Genomic DNA, 4734 nt, shown 5'->3' with positions numbered 1-4734 from the left:
TGCCCAACCTCCCCGCGGGCCCCTTCCTCAACAACGGCGTGTCGTTCAACTAGGGGGCCGCGCGGCGCGTTCGCCGGCCCCTTTCCTGGTCGAAGGACCCGATACCGGTGTCCAACGGAGGAAACACCGGCTTTCCCCGCACGCCTGCGCGCGACCCGGCCCCGTGTTGGCCTAGCCTGCTGTGCGAACCGGTGCGGCGTGCCCGGGGCCCGACCCGGGCTGTTGCGACGCCCGCACCAGCGCGTTCGCGCGCGGAGAAGGAACCAGGTACTCAATGAGCGCAAAAGCCACACCCGCGACCGTGGCCGCCGGACGGACCAAGACCACGTACACGCTGCACCCCTACGAGGTGGACGGCTCCTCGGACGGGCACTCCTACGGCACCGACGCGGCCGACGCGCTCGGCGTCCCCCACGAGCACGTCTTCAAGACCCTGATCGCCGAGGTGGACGGACAGCTCACCGTCGGGGTGGTGCCCGTCAGCACCACGCTCGACCTCAAGGCGCTGGCCGCCGCGGTCGGCGGCAAGAGGGCCGCCATGGCCGACGCGGCACTGGCCGAGAAGGCCACCGGGTACGTGCGCGGCGGGATCAGCCCCCTGGGCCAGCGCAAGCGCCTGCGCACCGTGATCGACGCGTCGGTCACCGAACTGCCCACCGTCTACGTCTCGGCCGGGCGGCGGGGTCTGCAGATGGAGCTCAATCCCCGTGACCTGATCACGCTCACCGAGGCGGTCACCGCGCCCATCGGCGCCTCCTGACCCCCGACGGGGACCGTTTCCGGGGGCGTGCACGGGCTGTTGCCGGGTTACCTACCCAGGGGTAGTTTCGTGACATGGGTAACACTTCATCCCCCTTTTCCTCCGTCCCCGGTATGTTCCTCTCCCGCGTCGCCGAGTCCCCCGACTCCGAGGCGTTCAGCTACCCCCTTCCCGGCGCGTCCGGCGCCCCCGAGAAGTGGGAGACCCTCACCTGGTCCCAGACCCGCGACCGGGTGCGCGACATCGCGCTGGGCCTGCACGACCTGGGCGTGACCCCCCAGGCCCGGTGCGCGATCGTCTCCAGCACACGCGTGGAGTGGATCCTCGCCGACATGGCCGTGCTGTGCGCGGGCGGAGCCTCCACCACCGTCTACCCCTCCTCCACCCCGCCCGACTGCGCCTTCATCGTCTCCGACTCGGGCAGCATGGTGGCCTTCGCCGAGAACGACGAGCAGGTCGCCAAGCTGGTCGACCAGCGCGCGCGGATGCCGGGGCTGTCGCGGGTGATCGCCTTCGAGGGCGCGGCCGGGGGCGACGACGACTGGGTGATGTCCCTGGAGGAGCTGGCCGCCCGGGGCGCCGAACTCCACGCCCAGGACCCCGGCCTGTTCGAGGCGCTGGTCGCGGCGGTCGCACCCGACCACCTGGCCACGCTGATCTACACCTCCGGCACCACGGGCAGACCCAAGGGCGTGCGGCTGGACCACGCGAACTGGCTCTACGAGTCCCAGGCCATGGCGGACCTGGACACCGAGCTGCGCGCGCAGGGCTGGGACCTGATGGGCCCCGACGACGTCCAGTACCTGTGGCTGCCGCTGTCGCACGTGTTCGGAAAGCTCATGCAGGTCAGCCAGCTGCGGATCGGCTTCCGGACCGCCGTGGACGGCCGCCCCGACCGGATCGTGGACAACCTGGCCGTCGTGCGGCCCACCTTCATGGCCGCCGCCCCGCGCATCTTCGAGAAGGTGTACAACCGCGTGGTCATGCAGGCCCGGGAGGGCGGCGCGGCCAGGTACCGGATCTTCCGGTGGGCCGCGGGGGTGGGCGACCGGGTCGCCCGGCTCAGGGAGGAGGGCCGCGAACCCACGGGCCTGCTCGCCGCGCAGCACCGGGCCGCCGACAGGCTCGTGTTCGCCAGGCTGCGGGCGCGCTTCGGGGAGCGGCTGAAGTTCTTCATCTCCGGCAGCGCGCCGCTGTCCCCCGAGATCGGCCGGTTCTTCTACGGCGCCGGGATCGTCATCCTGGAGGGTTACGGGCTCACCGAGACCAGCGCCGGGACGTTCGTCAACCGGCCCGGCGACGTGCGGTTCGGCACGGTCGGACTGCCCATGCCCGGTACCGAGGTGCGCATCGCCGAGGACGGCGAGATCCTCATCCGGGGCGGCGGCGTGATGCGCGGCTACCACAACCTCTCCGGCGCCACGGAGGAGGTGCTCACCGCGGAGGGCTGGTTCGCCACCGGGGACATCGGCGCCCTGGAGAACGGCCGCCTGCGCATCACCGACCGCAAGAAGGAGCTGATCAAGACCTCCGGCGGCAAGTACGTGGCGCCCCAGAGCATCGAGAGCCGCTTCAAGGCGCTGTGCCCCTACGTCAGCAACCTGGTCGTGCACGGCGACCGGCGCCCCTACTGCGTGGCGCTGGTGGCCCTGGACCCCGAGGCGATCGACGCGTGGGCGGCGGAGCACGGACTGGGCCACCTCGACTACACGGGCCTGACGCGGGAGCCCAGGGTCCGGGAGATGGTGCAGGAGGCCGTCGACGAGCTCAACCGTGGTCTGCCCCGGCACGAGACCGTGAAGAGGTTCGCGATCCTGCCGAGCGACCTGACGGTCGAGGAGGGCGAGATGACGCCCAGCCTGAAGATGCGGCGGCGGGCGGTCGAGGACAAGTACCGCGACCTGCTCGACGGCATGTACGAGGAGACCGTCCACCGGTTCTGAGGACGGGAGGCCGGGTCAGGGTCGGCCGCGGGGGTCCTCCGGCCCCGCCTGGTCGTGCTCGGCCGGGACCGGCTCACCGGGGGCCGGGCGGACCGCCGGACCCGGGTCCGGGCCGGGGCCGACCGGCGCCGCGGGCTCGGCGTGCTCCTCGGCCTCCGGGTCCCGCCGCGCGAACACCTGCCGGGGCACGCCGGGCAGGTCGCGGCGCACGAAGCTGATCGCGTCGAGCAGCCCGTACTGGAGCACGAACACCAGGGGCCAGATCAGCAGGAAGGCGGTCGCGTCGAGCTGGAGCCCGGTCTGGACGGTGGCGCCGGGCTCGGCCGCCTCGACGGCGGCGTGCGCCGGGCCGTCCAGGGCCACACCGATGCGCCAGGTGAGCACGGCCCCGCCCAGCGAGCCGAGGAAGCCCGCGACCAGGCAGACCATGCGCAGGTCCTGGAAGCGGCGGCGCGACAGCGGGAACTGGGCCATGTAGGCGGTGTAGCCCGCGACCAGCCCGGTGAGGGCGGTGATGAGGGCGAACCAGCCCTCGCCCGCGAACACGTCCTCGGTGGTTCCGGTGAAGACCTCGCCCCCGCCCAGCGCGGTGCCCTCCGCGCGCGGTGCCAGACCCCACCACAGCGGCCCCAGGACAGCGCCCAGCAGGAGCAGGACCCCCAGGACGCACGCCCCCACGACCAGCCGGCGTGTCGGCGCCGACCTCTCCCCCCGGTTGCGGTCCGCCATCTCCCCCACTCTCCCGCGCCCCGTCCCGGCCTGCGGAAAACCAGTGGATACGGGGCATAGCCGGAACGGAGAATACCGGCATGAGTGACAAGAACAGCCCTCTGGCCGTCCCCGGCCTCCAGCGTGTCGACCCGCCCAAGGCCGCCGACGAGCGCACCATGCTCACCAGTTGGCTGGACTGGCACCGCGCCACGGTCCACGCCAAGTGCGCCGGACTGTCCCCCGAACACGCCACCGCCACCCCCCTGCCGACGTCCCCGCTGATGAGCGTGGGCGCGATCGTCTCCCATCTGCGCTGGGTGGAGCACGCCTGGTTCGAGGTGATCCTGCTGGGGCTGCCCGACGAGGGCTACGCCACCCCGGAGGATCCCGACGCCGAGTGGCGCCGGGGCGCGGAGGTCCCCCTGGCCCGACTCCTGGAGGAGTACGAGGCCCAGTGCGCCCGTTCCCGGGAGATCACCGCCCGGCTGGAACTGGGTTCGGGCTCGCGGCGCGCGCACCGCGGCGAGGGGCACACCACGCTGCGGTGGGTGCTGGTGCACATGGTCGAGGAGACCGCCCGCCACAACGGCCACCTGGACGTCCTGCGCGAACTCGCCGACGGAACCACGGGCGAGTAGGTCCGCGGGTCGGTGACAGGGGCCCCGGGGCGAAAGACGCGCTCCCTCGGGCCGAGGCACCGACGCACCGGGACACCGACCGGCTGGGGCGCTGACAGGCGGAGGCCCCGACGAACAAGGGCGCCGACGAACAGGGGCGCGAACAGACAGGGGTGCCCTGGGACGCGCTCGCGTCCCCGGGCACCCCTGCGTCGCAGCCATCACCAGTCGGCGCCCGCCGCCTCAGTCCTCGTCGTCCTCCTCCGCGGCGGAGGCGCCGTCGGCCGCCTCCTCCTCGGCGAGGATGAGGTAGAGGTTGCGCCGGGTCTCGGCCAGGAGCCGTTTGGCCCGCTCCAGCTGGTCGGCGCTGCCCGCCTGGGCGACCTGCGCCGCGGCCGCGGTGAGCTGGTGGGCCAGGGCCGCGACCTCCTCGTACCGGGACCGGCTGTCGGCGTAGGCGTCGGCGACCGCCTCCCAGGGCGGGGTGAGCCCGGCGCCGTGCTCCTCCAGGTGGGCGATGCCCTCCTCGGTGAGCCGGTAGGGGCGACGGCGCCCCTCGCCCTCCTCCTGGACGACCAGGCCCTCGTCCTCCAACTGCTGGAGCATGGGGTAGACCGAGCCCGGGCTGGGCCGCCACATGCCGCCGCTGCGCTCGCGGCCCTCGCGGATGATCTCGTAGCCGCTGCGCGGCTCCTCCGCGAGC

5 protein-coding genes are annotated in these 4734 nt (G+C 73.0%); 3 read left to right on the top strand and 2 right to left on the bottom strand.

The window, feature by feature from the left end; all coding sequences use genetic code 11:
- Positions 1–274 precede the first annotated feature (274 nt).
- A complete protein-coding gene (ybaK, locus tag DQW06_RS26590; protein WP_013154210.1) occupies positions 275–760 on the top strand; it encodes a Cys-tRNA(Pro) deacylase in 486 nt (161 codons plus the stop codon).
- A gap of 74 nt (positions 761–834) precedes the next feature.
- Positions 835–2703: a long-chain fatty acid--CoA ligase gene (locus tag DQW06_RS26585; RefSeq protein WP_117199527.1), complete on the top strand. Its 1869-nt coding sequence runs from the start codon at positions 835–837 to the stop codon at positions 2701–2703.
- A 15-nt stretch (positions 2704–2718) separates the two neighbouring features.
- On the opposite strand, the gene DQW06_RS26580 is transcribed toward DQW06_RS26585, so the two are convergent.
- Positions 2719–3432, bottom strand: coding sequence for a hypothetical protein (locus DQW06_RS26580; RefSeq protein WP_013154212.1), 714 nt, complete (start codon positions 3430–3432; stop codon positions 2719–2721).
- An 80-nt stretch (positions 3433–3512) separates the two neighbouring features.
- On the opposite strand from DQW06_RS26580, the gene DQW06_RS26575 reads away from it, so the two are divergent.
- Positions 3513–4052, top strand: coding sequence for a DinB family protein (locus tag DQW06_RS26575; RefSeq protein WP_071622477.1), 540 nt, complete (start codon positions 3513–3515; stop codon positions 4050–4052).
- A 222-nt stretch (positions 4053–4274) separates the two neighbouring features.
- Here DQW06_RS26575 and DQW06_RS26570 read toward each other — a convergent pair.
- Positions 4275–4734 (bottom strand): PadR family transcriptional regulator (locus DQW06_RS26570; protein ID WP_198662555.1); only part of this gene is annotated, 460 nt, incomplete at its 5' end.

It is taken from the genome of Nocardiopsis sp. TNDT3 (assembly GCF_003427465.1).
Lineage (GTDB): Bacteria > Actinomycetota > Actinomycetes > Streptosporangiales > Streptosporangiaceae > Nocardiopsis > Nocardiopsis dassonvillei.
Note: the sequence above shows the minus strand (reverse complement) of the source record. Positions and strands in the feature narration are given on the sequence as shown.